General features: G+C 25.4%; 18 protein-coding genes, 1 pseudogene and 1 riboswitch. Of the genes and pseudogenes, 16 read left to right on the top strand and 3 right to left on the bottom strand.

Annotation, left to right across the window (positions count from 1 at the left end):
* Positions 1–68: 68 nt before the first annotated feature.
* Both ABCP60_RS07180 and ABCP60_RS07175 read right to left on the bottom strand, forming a co-directional pair.
* Positions 69–1,022: an L-lactate dehydrogenase gene (locus ABCP60_RS07180; protein ID WP_195928614.1), complete on the bottom strand. Its 954-nt coding sequence runs from the start codon at positions 1,020–1,022 to the stop codon at positions 69–71.
* Between the two features lie 318 nt (positions 1,023–1,340).
* The gene (locus tag ABCP60_RS07175; protein WP_195928613.1) at positions 1,341–1,940 is read right to left on the bottom strand and encodes a hypothetical protein; all 600 of its coding nucleotides are present in this window, start codon (positions 1,938–1,940) and stop codon (positions 1,341–1,343) included.
* Positions 1,941–2,178: 238 nt separating this feature from the next.
* Between ABCP60_RS07175 and ABCP60_RS07170 the strand changes: the two genes are divergently transcribed.
* From ABCP60_RS07170 to ABCP60_RS07105, 14 genes and pseudogenes are all read left to right on the top strand, one after another.
* On the top strand, positions 2,179–2,736 hold the full coding sequence (locus ABCP60_RS07170) for a hypothetical protein (RefSeq protein ID WP_195928612.1): 558 nt from the start codon (positions 2,179–2,181) through the stop codon (positions 2,734–2,736).
* A 190-nt stretch (positions 2,737–2,926) separates the two neighbouring features.
* Positions 2,927–3,030, top strand: a riboswitch (SAM riboswitch).
* Between the two features lie 89 nt (positions 3,031–3,119).
* Positions 3,120–4,358: pseudogene (locus ABCP60_RS07165) on the top strand (O-acetylhomoserine aminocarboxypropyltransferase/cysteine synthase family protein); the annotation flags it as partial.
* 1 nt (position 4,359) lies between these two features.
* Positions 4,360–5,250 (top strand): homoserine O-succinyltransferase, encoded by an 891-nt coding sequence (locus ABCP60_RS07160; protein ID WP_195238154.1) that lies wholly within the window; start codon positions 4,360–4,362, stop codon positions 5,248–5,250.
* A 135-nt stretch (positions 5,251–5,385) separates the two neighbouring features.
* Positions 5,386–6,177 (top strand): EcsC family protein, encoded by a 792-nt coding sequence (locus ABCP60_RS07155; protein WP_166505548.1) that lies wholly within the window; start codon positions 5,386–5,388, stop codon positions 6,175–6,177.
* 132 nt (positions 6,178–6,309) lie between these two features.
* The gene (locus ABCP60_RS07150) at positions 6,310–6,939 is read left to right on the top strand and encodes a hypothetical protein (protein WP_343101532.1); all 630 of its coding nucleotides are present in this window, start codon (positions 6,310–6,312) and stop codon (positions 6,937–6,939) included.
* Between the two features lie 201 nt (positions 6,940–7,140).
* The gene (locus tag ABCP60_RS07145; RefSeq protein WP_343101531.1) at positions 7,141–7,434 is read left to right on the top strand and encodes a hypothetical protein; all 294 of its coding nucleotides are present in this window, start codon (positions 7,141–7,143) and stop codon (positions 7,432–7,434) included.
* Between the two features lie 84 nt (positions 7,435–7,518).
* Positions 7,519–8,391, top strand: coding sequence for a DMT family transporter (locus ABCP60_RS07140; RefSeq protein WP_330383730.1), 873 nt, complete (start codon positions 7,519–7,521; stop codon positions 8,389–8,391).
* Positions 8,392–8,571: 180 nt separating this feature from the next.
* Positions 8,572–9,777, top strand: coding sequence for a zinc dependent phospholipase C family protein (locus ABCP60_RS07135; RefSeq protein ID WP_343101530.1), 1,206 nt, complete (start codon positions 8,572–8,574; stop codon positions 9,775–9,777).
* Between the two features lie 230 nt (positions 9,778–10,007).
* Positions 10,008–11,396: an MATE family efflux transporter gene (locus tag ABCP60_RS07130; RefSeq protein ID WP_092925477.1), complete on the top strand. Its 1,389-nt coding sequence runs from the start codon at positions 10,008–10,010 to the stop codon at positions 11,394–11,396.
* A 216-nt stretch (positions 11,397–11,612) separates the two neighbouring features.
* Positions 11,613–13,535: an FUSC family protein gene (locus ABCP60_RS07125; RefSeq protein WP_343101529.1), complete on the top strand. Its 1,923-nt coding sequence runs from the start codon at positions 11,613–11,615 to the stop codon at positions 13,533–13,535.
* Between the two features lie 270 nt (positions 13,536–13,805).
* Positions 13,806–14,834 (top strand): low specificity L-threonine aldolase, encoded by a 1,029-nt coding sequence (locus ABCP60_RS07120; protein WP_195928608.1) that lies wholly within the window; start codon positions 13,806–13,808, stop codon positions 14,832–14,834.
* Between the two features lie 207 nt (positions 14,835–15,041).
* A complete protein-coding gene (locus tag ABCP60_RS07115; protein ID WP_092925483.1) occupies positions 15,042–15,605 on the top strand; it encodes a PepSY domain-containing protein in 564 nt (187 codons plus the stop codon).
* 191 nt (positions 15,606–15,796) lie between these two features.
* Positions 15,797–17,218: an NAD(P)/FAD-dependent oxidoreductase gene (locus ABCP60_RS07110; RefSeq protein WP_092925485.1), complete on the top strand. Its 1,422-nt coding sequence runs from the start codon at positions 15,797–15,799 to the stop codon at positions 17,216–17,218.
* A gap of 4 nt (positions 17,219–17,222) precedes the next feature.
* On the top strand, positions 17,223–18,113 hold the full coding sequence (locus ABCP60_RS07105; protein WP_092925487.1) for an FAD-dependent oxidoreductase: 891 nt from the start codon (positions 17,223–17,225) through the stop codon (positions 18,111–18,113).
* A 109-nt stretch (positions 18,114–18,222) separates the two neighbouring features.
* Here the strand turns inward: ABCP60_RS07105 and ABCP60_RS07100 are convergent, their stop codons facing one another.
* Positions 18,223–19,599, bottom strand: a complete 1,377-nt coding sequence (locus tag ABCP60_RS07100) for an MATE family efflux transporter (RefSeq protein ID WP_092925489.1) — start codon at positions 19,597–19,599, stop codon at positions 18,223–18,225.
* 304 nt (positions 19,600–19,903) lie between these two features.
* On the opposite strand from ABCP60_RS07100, the gene ABCP60_RS07095 reads away from it, so the two are divergent.
* Together ABCP60_RS07095 and ABCP60_RS07090 are read left to right on the top strand one after the other, a co-directional pair.
* Positions 19,904–20,716: a MerR family transcriptional regulator gene (locus ABCP60_RS07095; RefSeq protein WP_343101528.1), complete on the top strand. Its 813-nt coding sequence runs from the start codon at positions 19,904–19,906 to the stop codon at positions 20,714–20,716.
* Positions 20,717–20,970: 254 nt separating this feature from the next.
* On the top strand, positions 20,971–21,231 hold the full coding sequence (locus ABCP60_RS07090) for a hypothetical protein (protein ID WP_092925493.1): 261 nt from the start codon (positions 20,971–20,973) through the stop codon (positions 21,229–21,231).
* The last annotated feature ends 163 nt before the right edge of the window (positions 21,232–21,394 follow it).

Raw genomic sequence — 21,394 nt, 5'->3', positions numbered from 1 at the left:
TATATAATTTTAATAAAAAGTAAGGAGGAACGATTCGTTCCTCCTTACTTTTTATTAAGATATATAAATTAATATCCAATGCTTTTTAAATATTGTTTTAGTATATTATTTGAATGTTTAAACTTAGTCTTCTCTTCTTCAGTCATATCAATTTCTATAACTTTTTCAGCTCCATTTATACCTATTATAGTTGGGACTCCTGTATACACATCTGTCTCTCCATATTCACCTTCAAGTAAAGCTGAAACTGGTAAAATTCTTCTTTCATTACTAAATATTGATTTTATGATTCCAACAACTGCTGAAGCTATACCATAGTAAGTAGTACCTTTTCTATTATATACTTCCCAACCAGCTTTAGCAGTTTTTTCTACTAAATAATCTAAATCTATTTCTTTTTTTAGTTTTTCATTTTCTTCAATTAGGGTTAGAAGAGGTTTACCTGCAATGCTAACATTTGACCAAGGAACCATCTGAGAATCTCCATGTTCACCCATAGAATATGCATGTATAGATCTTGTGTCTACGTCATCTAAATATTTAGATAAGAAGTTTTTTAATCTTGATGAATCTATGGTAGTTCCTGTTCCTATTATTCTGTTTTTAGGAAGTCCAGATAACTTCCATATATGATATGAAATTATATCAACTGGATTTGAAGCAACTACAAAGAAACCATCAAATCCTGATTTCATTATTTCCTTAATTACTGAGTTACATATAGAAGCACTAACTTCTAAAGTATCAAGTCTAGATTGACCTTGTTTAGGTGCTGGTCCTGCAGTAAATATAACAATATCAGCATCACTACAATCTGCAAATGTTGCTTGTCTTATTTTAGTTCTTTGAGACATAAATTCTACTCCGTGAGTTAAATCCCAAGCTTCGCCTTTAGCTTTTTCTTCATTTATATCAATCATTAAAAGTTCATCACATACACATTGATTAACTAGTGCAAATCCACAGCTAGACCCAACTAGTCCCGTACCTACTATTGCTATTTTTCTTAATTTTAAACACATAAGTCATCCTCCTAAAGTTGTCTTTTGTAAAGTGTTTTGAAATGAATTTATTTGTATGGCTTAAGAAATAAGATAAGTAACCTATAAATTTTATTAGTTAAGTCTATATTGGTTATAAAATTATTATTATATATTTATTTTATAAAAAATTATAAATTGATGTATTTGGCATTATTATACTGCTTAATCTTTATAAAGTAAAGAATGAATTGGTAGTAAAAGAATAGAAAATCCTTAGATTATATAAAATTAAAGTAGCTTTTGTGCTATATTTTACTTAAAAATTTGATTATAGATTCATATATATATAGCTAGTATTTAAAATAAAGTTATTATACAATATATAACTAGTAAAAGTGATGTTATATAGTTAGCAATTTTAACATTAAATTTAAAGTAAGATAAGTATGTTATTAAATTTGATTTTAAGTATCTATTAAATATTGCATATATAAAAATAAGTGAAAATCCACTTAGAGTATATGAAGAAATATTGTGTATAAATTGTGGTAAATGAAATATATTAACTGTGATAACAAGCATAAGCAAAGTAAATGTAGTTGAGAGTATATTAGAGTATTCTTCAGGTTTTAATATATATTCATTAAAATAGTTTTTATCATCAAAATTTATAATTTCACTTAATATCTTGTCTATTGATATAAAATCGTAGTCATTGGTATAAACTCCAACATCAACTAAGTAAAGTGTTATTTCTTCATATCTATGAATGATTTTTTCTTCAAAAATTTTTCTTATCTTAAATATGTCTTTTTCTAATACGTTATATATTTCAGTTTTTATTATATCCTCAATATCCCTATTAGAATCTAATCTAGTTTTTATATAAAAGCTTCCATCACAAAGTAAAAACTTATCATTTTGATTTCTTATGATTATTCCAATATATTCATTCATAATATCACCACTCATTGAAAATTTATGTAAATTATAGCATATTAGTTGATATTATCAATATTAAAAAATTATAAATATGAATAAATTAATTTTATATATGTAAGCAAGCTTAAATGAATAAACATAAAAAAGTATTTGACAATTATAAATTTAGTCACTAAACTGTAAATATATATGTAAAGACACATGTAATATGAATTAAATATACTAAATTAAAAAATATATTTGGAGGAGAGATATGAGAACTAAAAATATTGTATTATCAGCACTTTTATGTGCAATGGGAATTATTATACCAATGTTTTCACCAATTAAAATAATATTAGAACCGGCATCTTTTACATTAGCTAGTCATATACCAATATTTATAGCTATGTTTATATCATCAAAGACTGCTCTATTTGTAACACTTGGAACTACAATAGGTTTTTTATTTGGTGGTTTCCCATTACCAATTGTAATTAGAGCACTAAGTCATTTATTATTTGTTAGTATTGGGTGTATTTACTTAAACAAAAATAGGGATCTTATAAAGAGTATAAAAAGTTCTTTAGGATATTCATTTGTTATAGGATTAATTCATGCTATTGGAGAAGTTTTAGTAATTATACCTTTTTATTTTTCATCAAACCTTTCGGAAGGATTTTATAATCAAGGTTTTTTAGTATCTGTTATAGGATTAATAGGAGTTGGAACTATAATACATAGTATGTTAGATTTCTCTTTAGCAGTTTATGTATGGAATATTCTACCTAAAGAGGTTAGAAATAAATATGTAGTAAAAGCTCAAAACTAGACAAAATTTTATAGAATATAGTAATTTGGAATAATCAATAATTAAGCAAAAATGGTAAGTTATAGTATAAAATATTTTATGAACATATACATATAAATATATATAAATATATATAAATTAATTTATTAAATTATAATTTCGATAATTATAATATATAATACTTATTAAATAATAAAAATAAATAGAAAGTCTTTTATTAAGAATGGTGGAGGGACTGGCCCTATGAAGCCTGGCAACAGCTAACTTAGTTAGAATTGTGCTAAATCCTGCAGGAGTTTTCCTGAGAGATAAAAGGCATATTGATTTGTTGCGTTAATAAAAGGCTTCCTAGATAAAAGGGGGCTTTTTTTATGAAAAATTATAACAAGTAAACTTTATGTGTAAGAGGGGGATATAAACCAAATGTTGGGGAGCCTATGGTGTATCCTTTGGTTCAAAGTACAACCTTCAAATATGAAGATCCAGACTTAGTGGCAGATATATTTGATTTAAAAGCAGATGGCCATATGTATAGTAGAATAAGCAATCCAACAGTAGCAAATTTTGAAGAAAAAATAGCATATCTTGAAGGTGGCGTCGGAGCAGTTGCAGTTAGTTCAGGACAATCGGCGGTGCTTTTAGCTATTTTAAATATATGCAAAAGTGGAGACAATATAATATCAGTATCATCACTATATGGTGGAACTTATAATTTATTTAATATAACTCTTAGAAGTTTTGGAATAGAAACAAAATTTGTATCCAATAATGATGATAAAGAATATATACTATCCTTAGTAGATGAAAATACTAAAGCTATATATGGAGAAACTATAGGAAATCCAGGACTAGATATATTAGATTTTAAGAAATTAAGTGAAATAGCTAAAAAGGGGGATATTCCTTTTATAGTTGACAATACAGTAGCAAGCCCGTATTTATGTAATCCTATAAATTTTGGTGCAAATATAGTTATACATTCTACATCAAAATATATAGATGGTCATGCAGTGGCACTTGGAGGAATAGTTGTTGATTGTGGTAATTTTAATTGGGATAATGGGAAATATCCATTATTAAGTGATGGAGGTGTTAGTTGTCATGATATTAAATATGTTGAGGAACTTAGGGAAAGTGCTTATATAACAAAGTTAAGAGCATCACTGCTTAGAGATTTAGGTAGCACAATGAGCCCTTTTAATGCATTTTTAAGTAATCTAGGAGTGGAAACACTTCATCTTAGAATGAAAAAACATAGTAAAAATACTTTAGTATTAGCAAAGTATTTAGAAAATCATGAAAAAGTAAGCTGGGTAAACTATCCATACTTAGAAAGTAGAGAAGATTATAAGAAAGTAAAAACTTACTTAAAAGGTGGAAGTGGAATATTAACATTTGGTATAAAAGGTGGAATAAATGAAGCTAAGACTTTTATAAAATCTTTAAAATTAGTAGATTTGGCAATACATCTTGGATTTAATAAAACATCAGTACTTCATCCTGCTAGTACTACTCATAGCCAGTTGTCTGATGAAGATAAGATAAAGTGTGGAGTTAGTTTAGAGATGATTAGAGTATCTGTTGGAATAGAAAATATAGATGACTTAATAAATGACTTTGATAGAGCACTTAAGGAAATATAATATGACTGTATATCTTTGTAAAAAAATAAATGGAGCCAAATTTGTAGATAATTGTATAATAGAAAGCAAAATTTATAATAAAAAGCTATATAGAAAATCTAGTTTAGGTAAGATCAGTCCTCATTATAAAACTATAGGTATATTAAATCTTATGCCTAATAAAGTAGAGACAGAAGCTCATTTATTAGAGTTATTTTCAAAAATGAATGAGGATATAAATATAAAGTTTATAAGGCTTAAAACGCATGTATACAAAAATTGTAATAGACTATATTTGATGAAAAATTATTATACCTTTGATGAAGTAAAAGATGATTTAGATGGACTTATAGTTACAGGAGCTCCTATTGAAAAAATAGATTTCAAACAGGTTAAATATATAGATGAATTAAATTATATATTTGATTATTCTATTAAAAATTTAAAAAGTATGTTAAGTATATGCTGGGGAGCGCAGGCTTGTTTAAATCATATATATGGAATAAACAAAGAGATACTCGATAAGAAGATATTTGGAGTATATAAACATAATATACTTTGTGATGATGAAATACTCAAAAATATAAATAATGGTTTTATATGTGCTCATTCTAGGCACACTATATTAAATAGGAAGGATTTAAAAAATTGTAAATCTATAAAAATATTATCGACAACAGATGAAGGTATAGAGCATATTATAAAAGGGAAGTACAATGACTATTATATATTTGGACATCATGAGTATGATAAAGAATGCTTGAAAAGAGAATATTTAAGGGATAGAAATAAAAAAATATATATAGATATACCTAAAAATTATTTTATTGAAGATGATATGAACAAAGGAATAAGTGTAGATTGGATGGAACACAGCATTAAGATATACAACAATTGGATTAATATAATTTAATAAGAAATTAAGCAAGCTAGTTAGATAACTAGCTTGTTTAGTTTGGAAAAATAAGTACATAGTAATATTAAAAATCTATATGTATAATAAATATATTATGTAAATAATTAATATAAATTTTAAATAGGTGAAAAAATGCAAAATTATAATGAGATTAAACTAAAAGAATTAAAAAAATGGAAAAAGAAAATACGAAAAAAACCATCTATAATAGATAAAGCATCAAAAGAAACTCAAAATAAAATAAATTCCGTTTTACCTCAAAAGTACCACGAAATATTAACTGTAGCTATAAAAAATATGACTAAAATGGTTTTATTTGGGTCTAAGTATACTACTAAAAAACCTATACTAGATATATCTTTAGAAGAAAGAGATAATCTAGCTCTTGAAAAGATAAAAATTTATAAGAGAACTGCTATGATAGAAGGTGCTGGAACAGGGGCAGGAGGCATATTTATAGGGCTTTGTGACTTTCCATTACTTCTTAGTATAAAAATAAAGCTTATTTATGAAATTGCTAGCATATATGGATTTGATACAAATGATTATAAAGAAAGATTATATATATTAAACATATTTCAGCTTGCTTTTTCAAGTAAAGAGCATGTAAACTATGTATTTGAAAATATGGAATGCTTTGATGATTTTAAACATAAGTTATCTGATGATATTAATGCATTTGATTGGAGAAGCTTTCAACAAGAGTATAGAGATTACATTGATTTAGCAAAGTTATTTCAGTTAGTGCCAGGAATAGGAGCTTTTGTTGGGGCATATGTAAACAATAAATTAGTAGATAAACTAGGTGAATATGCAATATATGCTTATCATATGAGAATATTAGATGATAAAGACCACGAGGCTAAGAAGGAAAACTTTATATATACAAAATATAAAAATTTTATTAATAAAATAACTTTATAATATATGCCAAGTAATTTGACTAGTATATTAATTTGTGTAAGTTTATAATGTGTATTTTAAATATAACATTAATATATAAAGTCTCATAAGATATTATAACTAGAGTAAAATAGTTTAGGGGGGGGAGTAGCCATGGAAAGCCTTACAAAGAAAGTTTTAATAGATAGCAGTTATGGGAATATAAGTAAAGTAAACTCAAAAGATGAAGTAATATTAGTAGGAGTATATCCTTTTGAAGGAATCCCCTATGTCGATAATATAGACCTTACTTTAAAATCAGAAAATAGTGATCCTATTACTGTTAATATCAAATATTCTGGTTATAATATGCAACTATTTTTAGGAGATTTTACAGGAGACAATAAATCAGAAATAATGGTTAGAGGCAGATTCGGGGGGTCTGGAGGATTTGAAATTGGAGTTATATATAAATATGAAGATGGTAAATTAATAGAGATATTTAACCAAGATATATTTTATAAAAATAATAATTGTAGCGCAACTTTTAAAGATGATTATAAGGTAAGCGTAAATTGTGGAAAGAAAAAATATACAATAGATATTTCATCAAAAGAAAAAGAATATCTGGAGTATTTATATTTACCTAATAGTAAGCTTAAAAATGCAGTTGACGCATATGTAGATGCACCAAATGGAATTTTTCCCACAAAGCAAATTTACAATAATTATTATGAACTCTTAATACAACAAAGAGTAGTCGGAATATCTAATGCAGATACATTAGGTATTATACAAACGTAGAGTAACTTAATAGATTCAAATATAAAAAACATATATAAAGGATTATTACTTACCGATTATAATTATAGGAAAAGACAAAGATATAATAAATTTATTACTGAAAAAGATGTAAATAATTATGACTTTAAAAATTTAAAAGGTAATTATTTAAATAGAAATAGTATTTATTCTGCAAGAAACTTTAAGGTAAAGAAAGATAGTATGAATTTAATAGTAAATAATATATTTGAAGAAAAAAATACTTTATACCTTAATGGATATTTACTAAACTTAACAGAAAATACTATTAATGATATTAATAACTTTAAGATTGAGTTAAAAGATGCTACTGGCAGAGTATTTGCTAAAAAGATTTTTAAGAGAATAGACATAAATGGAGGTTTAGAACCATTTGAAGGTAAAAAAATATTACTGACTTTTTTTGGAGAAGAATATAATTTATATAATATAAACACAAGTAATGTAACGTTGGACTATGATTATGAGATTATATAAAAAACTAGCTAGATAGTTTTTTTTAATATATAATAAATAATTGCATACAAAAGATAAATAAAAAAATTACATAGGAGGTATATCGTGCAGGCAGAGTTAAGTAACAGAAGTAAAGGTATAATATGTATAATAGTTTCGGCATTTGGATTTGCTATGATGTCGGCTTTTATAAAATTAGCAGGAGACTTACCAACTTTTCAAAAGACATTTTTTAGAAATTTAGTTTCTTGTGTAGTAGCATTTATAATGGTTACAAAAGCAAAACAAAGTTATTTTGGAAGTAGGGAAAATAGAAGATTATTAAACTTAAGATCAGCATTTGGAACACTTGGTATAATATTTAATTATTATGCAATAGATAGAATGGTGTTATCAGATGCCAATATGTTAAATAAGTTAAGTCCATTCTTTGTTATAATATTTTCTGCGTTATTTTTAAAAGAAAAGATAAAAACTAATCAAATAGCTGCTGTATTAGTGGCATTTGTAGGAGCTTTATTTATAATAAAACCAACATTTGATTTAGAAATGTTACCATCAATTGTGGGTGTAGCAGGTGCTTTATGTGCGGCATCAGCATACACTTGTCTTAGGGTATTAGGTAAAAAAGAAAATGGAGCGACTGTAGTATTTTATTTTTCTTTATTCTCATTAGTTGTAATATTTCCGATAATGATTATGACTTATGAGCCAATGAGTATGATACAACTTATGTATTTACTTCTTGCAGGGGTATTTGCGACTGTAGGCCAATTTGGTGTAACTTGGGCTTATAAATATGCGCCAGCTAAAGAGATATCTATATTTGATTATTCTAATATAATATTCTCTGCAATAATAAGTGTAGTATTATTTAGTGTATTTCCCGATAAGTTTAGCGTATTTGGATATTTTGTAATATTTAGCGCATCGTTTTATATGTTTATGTACAATAAAAAAAGTGAAGAATGTAATTAAAGTGAGGTTATTATACCTCACTTTAATTATTATTTAAAATAATGATTTTACCTTGAAGAAATACAAAAAATTATAAAAAATTACAAAAAGTTACAAAATATGCAAAAATATTGAAAGAGAAAGCGTTTTTATATATTTTTAATTATAAAGTATTTTGATATTTGGAGGTAAAACAAGGCTATGATAAGAAATATAAAGAAAAATAGCGCAAAAGCATTTGTAATTTCAATGTTATTTGTAGCTATGGGTTCAACATCTTATGCTTGGGATGGTAAAAAAGATGGGACAGGAACGCACGCTTTAATTGCAACTCAAGCAGTTAAAATGATTGAAAAAGATTTAAGCAAATCAGAACCTCAATTATTAAAGTCAAATCTTGATATTCTAAAATCTAACTTAAGAGACTTACAACTTGGATCGACATATCCAGATTATGATCCAAATGCTTATGATTTATATCAAGATCATTTTTGGGATCCAGATACTAAAAATAATTTTACACTTGATAATAAGTGGTATGTGGCATCACCTATATATGATAATGCAGAATCACAAGTTAGAAAATTTACAACTGATGCAAAAAATGAGTGGGAAAAAGGTAATTATAAAGAAGCTACTTTTTTATTAGGACAAGGATTACATTATCTTGGAGATCTGAATACTCCTTATCATGCAGCCAATATTACAGCTGTTGATAGTATAGGACATGTAAAGTTTGAAAGTTATGTTGAAGAACGAAAAGAAAATTATGCAATAGATTTAATGAATTATAATACAGAAAATGGTGCTTATAAATATGCATTAGAAAATAAAGATTTTGATGCTTGGATGAGTGAAAATTCTTATGAATATGCAAAAAAAGCTAAGAATTTATATTATGGTTATTCAACAATGAAAAATTCAACAAAAGATTGGGAATATTCGGCAGTAGAATCTATGAAAAACTCTCAGATCAGTTCAGCTAAGCTTATATATAGATTTTTAAATGAAGTATCTAATACTATAATAGATTCTTCAGATACTAAGAACTTAAACGAATTTAATGTTATTTTAAAAACTTCAAATGAAAAATATGCAGGAACTGATGATTTCGTATATTTTGGATTTGAAACTTCTGATAATAAAAAATATGAATGGAAGTTAGATAATGCAGGAAATGATTTTGAAAAAGGTCAAATAGATAATTATATAATAAAGCTTAAAGATGGAAAAAATATTGATTTAAGTAAGATAAATAACTTCTGGATAAGAAAAAATAATTTTGTTACTAAGGGTGATGATTGGAGTGTTGATAATATTAAAATCTTATCAAGAGGAAAGGTCATATTAGAAAAAAATATACATAAAACATTACGAGGAAATGAAACATATAGTATAAATAAGTAAATAGCAAAAAGCCTTAAAGTTGGATTTAATAATATTTAACCACTTTAAGGCTTTATTTACTATAATAGAAAATATATTAAAAATATGTATAAATAATTTAATTATATTGAAAATAAAAAAATTTCTGATATACTTTTATAAATATGCTTTTTATTTAAGTTATATTTAAAAATACATACTATTAAGTGATATTAATCTAGTTTATTTTGTTTACAAAAGAGGTGAAATATTTGGAAAAGAGAATAGATTTAACTAATGGTAAGATATTAGATAAATTAATAAAGTTAGCACTTCCTATAATGGGGACGTCATTTATACAAATGGCTTATAACATGATAGATATGATCTGGGTCGGCAAGGCTGGTAGTAGTGCAGTTGCAGCAGTTGGAACAGCAGGATTTTTTCCTTGGTTAGCTATGGCATTTGTAATGATATCCAAAATTGGTGGGGAAGTTAAAGTTGCACAAAGTATTGGTGAAGGAAATCTTGATAAAACGAGATCTTATATAAAATCAGCTATAGAAATAAATATTATACTATCAACATTATATACATCATTTTTAATAGTGTTTAATAAAGGATTAATAGGATTTTTTAGATTAGGCGATATAAAAGTTATAGATATGTCTAGAACATACTTATATATAGTATCTTTAGGAATGATATTTTATTTTATAAATCCAGTATTTACAGCTATATTTAATGGAATGGGTAATAGTAAAACTCCATTTAAAATAAATGCGGTAGGTCTTATAACTAATATTATACTAGACCCAATACTTATACTTGGTTTGTTTGGTTTTCCTAAACTTGGAGTAGCAGGAGCTGCTATTGCAACAGTCGTAGCACAAATAGTAGTTACATCTTTATTTATATATAGAATAAAAAAGGATGATTATGGATATTTTAAAATAAAACTATTTAGAAATATAGAAATAACATATTATAAAATACTATACAAAGTAGGGCTTCCAGTAGCTCTACAAAGTGGATTGTTTACAGGATTTTCTATGTTACTAGGAGTGGTTGTGGCGTCATTTGGACCAGTAGCAGTAGCTGTTCAAAAGGTAGGGTCTCAAATAGAGTCTATATCCTGGATGACAGCAGAAGGTTTATCCTCATCTTTATCTAGCTTTATTGGGCAAAATTATGGAGCTAAAAAGTTTGATAGAGTTAATAAAGGATTTAAGTTAACTTTAATATTAGCTATAATACTTGGATTTATAAATACTTTAATATTAGTCTTTTTAGGAAAGCAGGTATTTACTATATTTATACAAGAAGAAATGGCTATTAAAGAAGGAACTATTTATCTTAAAATACTTGGATATTCTCAATTGTTTATGTGTATAGAAATAATAACATCAGGAGCTTTTAAAGGACTTGGTAAAACTTCAATACCATCTATAATAAGTATTATATTTACAGGACTTAGAGTACCAACAGCTTACTTAATATCAAATCCAAGCTTACTTGGACTTACTGGAGTTTGGTGGAGTATAACTATAAGTAGTATAATTAAGGGAATACTAATGATTGGTGTGTTTATATTTATGAAAAGAAAAAAGAAATTATATGATGATTATAATACTAAAGGAGAGTTAAGTCATCAGTATTAAAGAAGAAAGTACTTTCTATAAAATTTATAGTAAGTACTTTTTTTATATACAAATGATTTATATTAATTATAAAGTTGCTTAGATTTTTTTGCATAAAATAGAGTTGGAATTTAATTAATAATCTAAAAATTAGAAAAAAAACTAAAAATATATTATAAATAAAATTTTTGATTTATACTTAAAGAAGTACGTAAATTCTATAAGAAGGTGATGAAAGTGAAAATTGACATTAAAAAACAAATAAAAAATATGAAAATATTTCTTATATCTGCAATAGCTATATTTTCATTTATGATATTTGGAAAAGAAAATGTTTTAATAGGAATTGCGACAGTTTCTATAGCAGCTAGCATGTTTGGGGAGAATCACACAATAAATGTTCCAAGAAGAATAATCATATTATCTTTGATACAAATAGTTATAGGAGTTGCAGCTTATATTGCAAGTTTAGATATTTTTTTAGCATATATAGTTAGCTTGATTTTAAGCTTTTGGATATATTATAGATTTAGCTATGAACTTAAAACGCCAAAAACTGCTGGATTTATGATGTTATATATACTTTTACTTTATTATCCAGTAACATTTTCACAGATGCCTAAAAGAATATTAGCTCTTATATTTTCATCATTTGTGATAATGGCTTTATATTATATAATAACTAAATATAATTTTTATAAAGTTACTGATAAGCAAATTACAGGTGCTATAGACTTAATAAAAAAAGAGATAGATTTATTATTAGATAATAAAAATATAAAAGATGAAAACAAAAAAGTAAGTATCTTACTTAAAACTATACAAATCAATATATATGAGGTTATAGAAAAATCTAGTAAAGAATTAGATGATATATATATATTAGAAGTAATAGTAATACTATTAAAAAAAATAAATACTACCCTAAGTTATATAAAGGAAAATGAAATATATGAAGATAGATTACTAAAATTAAAATGTATTCTTGAAGACGTAAATTTATATATTTTAGGTAAAAAAGATATAAAAGATATAAAAATTACATTTAGAAAATACTATAATGAATTAGAATTAGAAAATATAGAAGGTGATTTAGCTAGATATAATTACTATAACTTAAGGTTAGCTATAGATGAAACTTGTAGATATATAGAAGATAAATCTAGAGGTGAGAAGATAAGAAAGAGATTAAATTTACAAAAAAAGTTAAAATCAAATATAGATATATTTAAAAACAATTTTAACATGTCATCTCTAAGATTTAATATAGCCTTAAAGGCATCTTTAGTAATTTCTATATTTGTGTTTATAGTAGGTTATTTTAATATATACGAAGGTAAGTGGATAGTACTTTCATTAGCTTTAATATTGCTTCCATATGCAGAACAAGGAAGTAAAAAGGCTATTGATAGAGTTGTAGGAACAGTTGTAGGTGCTATAATATTTGAATTAATATACAGGGTGATAGACAAAAATATAATACTAATCGGAGCCGTGTTTTTAATAGCATTATATTTTGCCTTATCTATAAAAAAATATAATATAAGATGTATATTTACAACTATGACTGCTATATTAGCTGTAAAAATGCTTCAACCAAGTGCTGTTATATTTAAATTATTAGAGGATAGAGTAATATTTGTTTTAATTGCAGCTATAGTTGCTTGGTTAGCTATGAATATGGTGTTTCCATATAGAATTAAAAATGATATGAAAAACATTATAAAAAAATATGTAGATTTTGATAATGAGACACTAGATTCAATAGTTCAAGGAACTATAAGTAAGAAGGATATAGAAACAATAACAATAAAAAATAATTATTTTTGGATGAGAATTAATTATATAAATAAACAGATGAATTTAAGTTGTATTGAAGAATTTTTAAGTAAGCAAAATGATATTTTTACAAATATAAACTTTACTATATTAATAAGTGGAAGTTCTAAAGATAAGTCTATTTTAATAAAAAAATTGTTAGAAAAGTTAAATCCAAATTTAAATGAAGAAGACTTATTTGAGGTTTATAAAAATATTTTTGAAACTTCTAAAAATGACTTAGAAAAATCATTAATAATAAGTTTATATAGAATTTACTTAGATAAAAAGGATATAGATATGCTTGAAAGTGAAATTATTGAAAAATTAAATATAGCTTAAATAATAAAAAGTGATTTCTATAATTTTTAATAGATATAGAGAGTACTTTTTATGTACAAGGATTTAATACTAAGAATAAAACTGTTGATAACTCATACATATAAGATATGTAAATATATCATAAAATGTAAAAAAGTATTTTGAGATGATTTGCTGACACATATTTTAAGAGAAACAAATTTTTATTAAACATATTTACTGTATATGAAAAATATTTAATAAATGGTAGAATTAAGTAAAGTATAATTATCCACACAAATAGGGGGAAATATGTATAGTTTAAAAAATGATTATAGTGAAGGGGCACATCCTAAAATACTTGAGGCAATAGTAAAAACTAACTTAGAACAAAGTGAAGGTTATGGAAAAGACACTTACTGTGAAAAAGCGAGTGAATTAATTAAAGAAAAGTTAAAAAATGAAAATGTAGATATACATTTTATATGTGGTGGAACTCAAACTAATCTAACAGCTATATCTGCATTTTTAAGACCTTATGAGGCAGTAATATCGGCTAATACTGGTCATATATTAGTACATGAAACAGGAGCAATTGAATCAACTGGGCATAAGGTTATTTCTGTTGAATCTATAGATGGCAAGTTAAAAAAAGAAGATATATTATCAGTGCTTAAAGAACATACTGATGAGCATATGGTAAAACCTAAGCTTGTATATATATCTAATTCAACAGAGATAGGAACAATATATACTAAAAGCGAGCTAGAAGAATTAAGCTATGTTTGTAGAAAAAATAATTTATTATTGTATATGGATGGTGCGAGACTAGGTTCTGCATTATGTGCTAAAGAAAATGACTTAACTTTAAGTGAGATTTCATATTTAACTGATGCATTTTACATAGGTGGAACTAAAAATGGAGCATTATTTGGAGAGGCTTTAGTTATATGTAAGGATTCATTAAAAGAAGAATTTAGATTTAATATAAAGCAAAAAGGTGCAATGATGGCTAAGGGCAGATTACTTGGCATACAGTTTTTAGAGTTATTTAAAGATGATTTATTCTTTGAAATAGGTAAGCATGAAAATGACATGGCAGATATATTAAAAAAAGAAATTAGTGAATTAGGATATAAATTTTTGGTAGATTCACCATCTAATCAATTATTCCCAATATTTAAAAATGAAATTATAGAAAAGCTAGAAGAAGATTATTCATTTAGTCTATGGAGTGAAATAGATGAAAATAGTTCATGTATAAGGCTCGTTACATCTTGGGCAACACAAAAAGAAAATGTTATAAAATTTATTGAAGATTTGAAAAAATATTCTATCTAATAAATACAAATAGTGCTATATCTAAAATTATATAAAGAGGATATAGCACTATTTGTATATTGAAAAGCTATAAAATCAAGATTATAGTCTATAGAAATAAAAATATGTTTGAATATGTAAAAAATGGTTATATATCTAATAATAAGGAATTATACTGATAAGACATAGAGGAGGTGAAACTGTTATAATTTTTATAACAGTAATATCATGAAATTTAATAAATCAGTAGCCATAGGGCTAGGGGTAATTGTAATATGTGGAGCTGGATTAAGTTATTGGCTAATGAGAAATAGTGATGCCGTTTTATCACAAGAACAAGCGCAAGAAATAATACTACAAAAAGTACCAAATGGAAATATAGTAGAGATAGCCTATGAAAATGATGATACACCAAAATATAATTCAAAAGTATCTAAAGATAATGTAGTCTATGAAGTAGATGTAGATGCAAAAACTGGTGATATAGTTGAATATGAGCAAGAAATTATTCAAAATAATAATACAAACAATAAAACAAATAACAGTAGCGAAAAACTAATAAGTGAAAAAGAAGCTAAGGATATAATGTTAAAAAAAGTTCCTGATGCTACTATAAAAAGTATTCATTTAGATAAAGATCATGATGGTGATGAATATAAAGGAGTACTTGTAAAAGGTAATGAAAAATATGAAATAACTGTGAATGCTAAAACTAAAGAAGTAAAAGAATTTAGTCATGAGATGATAAGTAAAAGCGATAAAGAGTATGGACAATTAGAGATAAATGACTAAAATAAAAAGTGTAATTATTTAATAAGAAATTATTATATGATTACACTTTTCATTTTACTTTTATACATAAAAAATATTGATGGTTATCATTATTATTATCAATTTTACTTATGAAAATAGTAATAATATAATATAGTTATAAATTAAACAATTGAAAAAATTAAAATGCTCTTTACAAAGGAGGAACTAATATGAAAGACATTGCTGTAATAGGGGCAGGAGTAGTAGGTTGTGCTATAGCTAGGGAACTATCAAAATACGACTTAGATGTAGCTATAATAGATAGGAATAAAGATGTAGCTGAAGGAATATCAAAAGCTAATAGTGGTATTATACATGGTGGATACAATGAGAAAAAAGGTACTTTAAAAGCTAAGCTAAATCTAAGAGGAAATGAAATGATGGATGATTTAGCTAATAAATTACAATTTCCTTTTAAAAGAAATGGAGCTTTAGTATTGGCTTTTAATGAAGAAGAATTAGAAAGTATAAAAAAATTAAAGTCTAATGGAGAAGAAATAGGAGTTAAGGGATTAGAAATTTTAGACAAAGAAAAAGTTTTAAGTATAGAAAAAAATATAAATAAAGATGTATTAGGGGCTTTACATGTAAAGACATCAGGTATAGTAAGCCCATATGAAATGGCTTTAGCTTTTGCTGAAAATGCAGTAGAAAATGGAGTTGATTTTATACTAGGAAAAGCTGTTGTAGATATAAAATTAGAAAATAATATATATAAAATACATTTAGAAGATGAAGAAGTAATAGAAAGTAAAATAGTTGTAAATGCATCAGGATTATGTGGTGCACATTTAAACAATCTAGTTAGTGAGATTAAATATGAAATAGAACCTGTAAAAGGAGAATACTGTTTATTTGATAAAGTTTCAGGTAACTTATGTGAAAAGACTCTATTTCAAGTTCCAAGTAAATTAAGTAAAGGTGTATTAGTAACTCCTACAGTAGATGGAAATCTATTAGTAGGTCCAAATGCTAAATATAATGATAATTTAGAAACTTCAAGAGAAGGTATAGATGAAATATTATATAAAAGCAAAAAAACTATAAAGGATATACCGGTAGATAGAATATTAAATACTTTTAGTGGATTAAGACCTAAAATAAATGGTGGAGATTTTATAATTGAAGAAGTTAAAGATTGTAAAAATTTTATAAATGTAATAGGTATAGATTCACCAGGATTAACAGCGGCACCAGCTATTGGTGAGTACGTAGTTGACATTATATCAGATATTATTAATTTAAAGGAAAAAGAAAACTTTAAAGAAATTAGAAAAAAAATGATTAGAATGTCAGAGTTAAGTATAGAAGAGAAAAATAAATTAATAGCTATAAATCCATCATATGGAAAGATGATATGTAAATGTGAGTTTGTTACAGAAGGGGAAATAATAGATGCTATAAAAAGACCATTAGGTGCAACAACTCTTGATGGAATAAAAAGAAGAACTCGTGCCATGATGGGTGGGTGCCAAGGAACAGGATGCATGATACCTATAAGTATGATATTAAGCAAAGAATTAGGAATAGATATAAGCGAAGTAAATAAAAATTCTAAATCTTCAATAGCTGTTGGATTTAAGGAGGATTAAGACTATGAGAGAATATGACTTAATTATAATTGGAGGAGGAGCTAGCGGTATAATATGCGCCATAGAAGCTTATAAAAAGGGAATAAAAAATATATTATTAATAGAAAAAGATAATGTATTGGGAGGAAGTTTAAATTTAAGTTATTATAATATAAGTAAACAAAGATATATAACAGGAAAAACTTACGAAAAGTTTTTACTAAAAGAACTTGAGAAATGTGAAATAGATATAAAACTAGATACAATGGTAATAAAGATAGAAGATGAAAATAAAATACTTTGCACAAATCCAGCAAATGGTATAGAAAAGATAAAGGGAAAAAATATAATACTTGCAAATGGTGCTAAAGAAGGTTCAAGAAAAGCATTAGATATGGTAGGAGATAGATGTTCAGGAATACTTACTGTAGGTATGGCAAATAAAATACTTAATATGGGGAATATTGTACCAGGAAAAAATATACTTATATATGATAATAAAACATTATATATGATAAAAGATGAGTTAAAAAATAGAAATATAAATGTAGTTGGTATAATATCTAAAGATAGTGATGTAGATACTTATGGTTTAACTGATAAAGTATATAATAACTATGAAATAGATTCAATTTATGGAGAAGGAAGAATAGAGAGTGTTAAATTAGTCAAAGACGACAAAGAAGAAATAGTAAAATGTGATACATTAATATTTGCAAGACCTATGTTATCTGATGGTCTAGTTGCCATGAGAAGTAATATAAAATTAAATCCATCAACAACAGGACCAGAGGTTAATGATAAATTTATGACTTCTATGGATAATGTATATGCTTGTGGAAATGGTATATATATACATGAGTATATAGAAGATATAGAAGATGAATGTAAAAAACTTGTTGACAATCTTTTATAAAGTAAACTAATTAAAAAAACTATGAAATACATATATTACTATAAATTATGTATTTCATAGTTTTTTGTTTAAGGATATTGTATTTAAGTTAAATATAAACATTATAGGATTATATAGTTTTTATCTCGTGAGCTGTAGGGTTATAAGTAAGTTGGTCTAAATTTTTATTAAATCTCTTTAAAAGCATAATTGATAATAATAATACTATTCCTTCAGAAGCTATTGTTGAAATCCATATTCCATTACCACCGAATATTAAAATCATAATTATTAAAGATAAAGACACAGCAAAAAGACCTCTATTTAAAGATATTATACAAGCATCAGCAGTTCTTTCTAATGATGCTAAAAATCCTGAGATAACCACATTGAAGCCTAGTAATAAGAAAGATACTGAAAAAATCTTAAAAGTGTTTTTTGTAAAATTAAATAAATTCATATCAGATTTATCTATAAACATAAGGACTATAAAATCATCAAATAACATACACCCTATAAATATTAAAATTGAACATACTAAAACAACCTTAAGTGAAAGGTGAAGTAAATATTTTATAGCATATTTGTCGTTAGTTCCATAATAATAACTACATAATGGCTGAATCCCTTGGGATATACCAAGCATAGTAGATAACACTAAAGTGTTTATATAAGAAATAACACTATAACTTACTAAAGCATCTTCTCCTAAGAATTTAAGTATACACTGATTAAATAAAAGTATAACAATACCTATACTCAACTCTGTAGTACAATCTGAAAAACCTATTGTCATTATTCTTTTAAAGTAACTAAACTCAAATTTAAATTTACAAATTTTTAACTTAGAATTTTTACTAAAAAAATGGAACATAAAAAATATAAAAGAAAAAGCACGTGCAAGGCCAGTAGCAAGTGCAGCACCCTCAACACCCCAGTTAAATTTTAAAACAAAAACATAGTCAAGAACTATATTTGTTATAGCAGATATTATAACTCCTATAGTAGATAAATGGGGATAACCATCTGTTTTGATTAATACTTCTAGTGCATAACTTATTATGTAAAACACGATAAATAAAATTATAATACTTAAATAATTTTTAACCATAGGTAAAATCCCAGGTGTAGCACCTAAAAATAAGGCTATTTCATCTAAAAATAATAAACTAATTATAGTTATAATAAAAGATATTATAACTAGCCCTACTATTGTAATAGAAAAATAATTACTAGCATTTTTAATATCCTTGTTGCCAAGTTCCATAGATATAACGGCTGATGAGCCTATTGAAAATAAAACTGATAGAGCAAATATAAAGTTTGTATAAGGCATAGCTATATTAACAGCTGCAAGTGCATCTGGTCCAACTCCTTTACTAACAAACATAGCATCCACCATTACGTATAAAGCGGAAACCCACATGGAAGCAACAGAAGGAATTACATATTTAACAAATTTTTTATTTAAGCCTTTGTTATTGCTTTTTAATGCTATTGTAGACATAATATCAACTCCCTTCAAGAATAACTATAAACTATGGTATAATACACAGGTCAAATACTTTTTAATAAAAAAGATTGTTAAATCTAAGATTATTAATGTTGGATATAATTAAGTTATATCAATATATTCAGAAGATTTGATTTGTTAAATTTATTTAATATAAATACATACATATAAGTATATTCATTATTTGTATTTTAGTGATATAAATAAATATTTTAGACAATTTATATTACAAAAGTGAGAGTAAGTGTCACATCATTGGCGAGATGAGAGAAGTGAATTTTTTTATAGGAGGAAAGTCATGAAGCGCTATTATAAAATTGGAGAATTAGTAAAAACTTACAATATAGGAAGAGATGCTATCAAATATTATGAAGAACTTGAAATATTAAAGCCAACTAGAGATAAAAATGGATATAGATTATATAGTATAGATGATGTATGTAAACTAAATTTAATAAGAGAACTTAGAAATTTAAATATACCTATGAAAGAAATAAAAAAATATCTTGAAAAGAGGGATATAGAGTCTACTAAAAAAATGCTAAAAGAAGAAATGAACATAATTGAAAATAAAATAGAAATATTACTAAATCAAAAAAGAAATATTCAAAGTAGGCTAAAAGTAATAGAACAAAGTATCAACAAAAATGATTTTGAAACATTAAAAGTGAAATATTATGATGAGCGAAAAGCATTAGTAGTTAGGGGAAATGTAGATTGTAATGAAAGTGTAGATTATCTTATTCAAAAACTGAGAAAAGAGCTTGAAGATAATTTTTATATAATAGGAAACAACAATATAGGTTCTATACTTGATAGTAAAAGTATAGTAAAAGGAAGAATAGATAAGTATAAGCATGTAATTGCTTTTTTAGAAGATGATAGTGAAATATCTAATTTTAGCCTGAAAAAAGGTGATTACATAAGTTGTACCTATAAAGGAAAATACGAAAATAATAGAAAATATTTAAAAGCTATGTATAACTATGCAAAAGAAAATGGCTATAAGATAGTAGGCGATCCTATAGAAATATATGATGTTGATATATATGAGACTAGTAATGAAGATGAGTTTATAACTAGTTTAGAAGTGAGAATAGAAAAAATATGATATAACTATAAAATTAAATTACACCATTTACAACATATAACTTATATTACAATGAAGAATTTATAAAGAATGAGGTCTTAAATGAAAAGTAATTTGGAAAATATCTAGCTAGGTGAAATGCAATTTTATGTGAACAAAGGTTATTTTCGATATTTCACAAAGTTTTATTTTAAATATTTAGGGTATATTTAAAACAAAGAAGTAAAATAAAACTTTACAATATTTCAAATCACATAAAATGAAGGAGAGTAAACATGAGACAAGAGATAATAGACGTAGACGCTAGAAAGTATAAGACAGTAATTTGCCCATGTTGTGGGAAAAATGATAGGATAGAATTAGAAAAGGTTTATAAAGATGACAACAACGATGATATATATAAGTATATATGCGAGTATTGTAATATTACTTTTGATTTAAAAAAAGAAGACAGAGATTATAAAAAAGACTCTAATAAGAATGAGTGGAAAGATGTAACAGAAGAAATGAAATACATAATGGGAATAAAAATGTAAATAACATAAATATTAGATAAAATTTGTATAACTCAAAAGATGGTTTGTGTTGTACAAATTTTATTTAATAACTAGGCATATATTAATATCTAGTTATTTAGAATAAATAGTAGTAAACTGTATCATAAATAACGGAGTTATGACTTGTATAATTTAGTGAACT

The organism is Romboutsia sp. MSSM.1001216sp_RTP31141st1_G3_RTP31141_220114 (assembly GCF_039031195.1).
In the GTDB taxonomy this organism is placed as follows: domain Bacteria; phylum Bacillota; class Clostridia; order Peptostreptococcales; family Peptostreptococcaceae; genus Romboutsia_C; species Romboutsia_C hominis.
The sequence above is the reverse complement of the archived record's forward strand: the minus strand, read 5'-3'. Positions and strand labels throughout refer to the sequence as shown.